The organism is Arthrobacter sp. 05N429, from assembly GCF_056397045.1.
Genome location: NZ_JBFTMQ010000033.1, coordinates 1 through 1,077, shown reverse-complemented (window position 1 = coordinate 1,077; position 1,077 = coordinate 1). Strand labels below are relative to the sequence as shown.

General features: G+C 66.7%; 1 protein-coding gene. It reads left to right on the top strand.

Going from position 1 to position 1,077, the window contains the following annotated elements:
* A partial coding sequence (gene manD, locus AC1DF4_RS19130) for a D-mannonate dehydratase ManD (RefSeq protein ID WP_476914353.1) occupies positions 1 to 1,077 on the top strand: 1,077 nt, incomplete at its 5' end.

The window sequence follows — 1,077 nt, the reverse complement described above, 5'->3', positions numbered from 1 at the left end:
GCGCAGTTGCTGATCGGGAAGGATCCGCACCGGATCGAGGACACGTGGCAGTTCCTGTACCGGTCCTCGTACTGGCGCCGGGGTCCGGTGACGATGGCCGCGATCGCCGCGGTGGACATGGCGTTGTGGGACATCAAGGGCAAGGTCGCCGGGATGCCGGTGTACCAGCTGTTGGGCGGGGCGTCCCGGAACGGGCTGCGCGCGTACGGGCACGCCTCGGGCGCGGACCTGCCCTCGCTCTTCGATTCGGTCCGGGAGCACCTGGAGCTCGGGTACAAGTCGATCCGGATCCAGACCGCGGTGCCGGGGATCAAGGCCGTGTACGGGGTCGCCGCGCAGGCGCAGGCCTCCGGGGAGCGGTATGACTACGAACCGGCCGGGCGCGGGGCGTTCCCGCAGGAGGAGGACTGGGACACCCGGGCCTACCTGCGGCACCTGCCSTCSGTGTTCGAGGCGGTCCGGAACGAGTTCGGCCCGGAACTTCCTCTGCTGCACGACGGGCACCACCGGATGACCCCGATCCAGGCCGCGAAGCTGGGCAAGGCGCTGGAACCCTACGACCTGTTCTGGCTCGAGGACTGCACCCCGGCCGAGAACCAGGAAGGCCTGCGGCTGGTCCGCCAGCACACCACCACCCCGCTGGCGATCGGTGAAATTTTCAACACCGTCTGGGACTACCAGACCCTGATCAAGGAACAGCTGATCGACTACGTGCGGGCCGCGTCCACGCACTTCGGCGGGATCTCACCGTTGAAGAAGGTGATGGATTTCGCCGCGCAGTACCAGATCAAGTCCGGCTTCCACGGGCCGACCGATATTTCCCCGGTCGGGTTCGCCGCGCAGCTGCACGTGGGCCTGGCGATCCATAACTACGGGATCCAGGAATACATGCAGCACTCGGATGCGACGAACGAGGTCTTCGAACAGTCCATGACGTTCGTGGACGGGTACCTGCACCCGGGCGACAAGCCCGGCATCGGCGTCGAATTCAACGAGGAAGCGGCCGCGGCGTTCCCGTACCAGCAGGCCTACCTGCCCTACAACCGCCTCGTCGACGGCACCGTCCATGACTGGTGA